This window comes from Synechococcus sp. R5-15, from assembly GCF_047462035.1.
Classification (GTDB): domain Bacteria; phylum Cyanobacteriota; class Cyanobacteriia; order Thermostichales; family Thermostichaceae; genus Thermostichus.
In genome coordinates this window covers 1-1,056 of sequence record NZ_JANSIK010000006.1, presented here as the reverse complement: position 1 = coordinate 1,056, position 1,056 = coordinate 1, and the positions used below count along the sequence as shown (strand labels likewise).

Below are 1,056 nucleotides of genomic sequence, written 5' to 3'. Positions count from 1 at the left end.
TACGCTTGAACTTCGATGCTTCTTTTGTGGGTCGCGATCGCCTGCGCATTCGTCTCCAAGCTCGCGATGCTGTGACTGAGTTCTTTGATGGGGATCCCGGCCTTGAGTTTGGCGGCCGTGGCGGCGGCACTTTCACCCTGGCCAAGCTGATCTACCAATTCCCAGCTTTCAACCGAGCAGCTACCATCTACACAGGTATCGTTGGCTCAGGTGTGTTCGATGTATTCAACTACAGCACACCCTTCGAAGCTCTCTCCGACTTCGCCGACGCTCCCAACTCCACGGCGGACGTGCCAGGTGGAGCTCTGTTTGGCTTCCGCTACCGACTCTCGGATCAACTACGCTTGGCCTACAGCTACAGCACCAGGAACGCTCAAGCCTTGGGCAAGGGCTTCGGCGACAGCGGTATAACCGGTAGCGATAGCGCCCACGCGGTGGAGCTGGGCTTCCTGCCGAACGAAAACCTGGAGATCTACCTGCAGTTTGCCAGTACCTATCTGCAGAAGGCAAACGATGGCCCTGAGTTCTTGGCCAACGGTACAGCCCTTTTCCGTGGCCCTCTGCGGACGACGACGGTAGATGTTTCTGCCCGTGTCAATGCTTTCTCGGTGGCAGCCAACTGGGAGCTTAGCCCTCGAATTACCGTATCCGGCTGGTTTACTGCTGGCAATGTGGATTACAACTTGCCCAACGTGGTACCGGCTGGCACCATTGATCCGGGTGATGAAGATTTCAACGGGTTCCTGTTTGGCTTTGCTTTCCCGGATCTCTTCATTGAGGGTGCTCAGGGCGGTGTGGTGTTTGGCCAACCGATTGTCAGCACCGAGGAGGGAGTTTTTGACAGCCGTCCTTTCATCGTGGATGTTTACTACAGCTTCCCGGTGAACGAGTACCTCACCCTTACCCCGGCAGCCTACTTTGTGAGCAATCCCAATGGTGGGCCTAGCAAGTCTGGGGATACCGATCCAACCATCGGCGTGGGTGTCTTGCGAGCTGTGTTTACTTTCTAGTTCTTAAAATCCCTGCGCTGACATCCAAGTTGCTAAGTAGGGATCC

Annotated in this window: 1 protein-coding gene; it reads left to right on the top strand. The window is 55.8% G+C overall.

Annotated features, from left to right (window positions below; translation table 11 throughout):
- Positions 1-1,010, top strand: a 1,010-nt coding sequence (locus NW839_RS00700) for an iron uptake porin (protein ID WP_414380430.1), incomplete at its 5' end; no start/stop codon positions are given.
- Between the last annotated feature and the right edge of the window lie 46 nt (positions 1,011-1,056).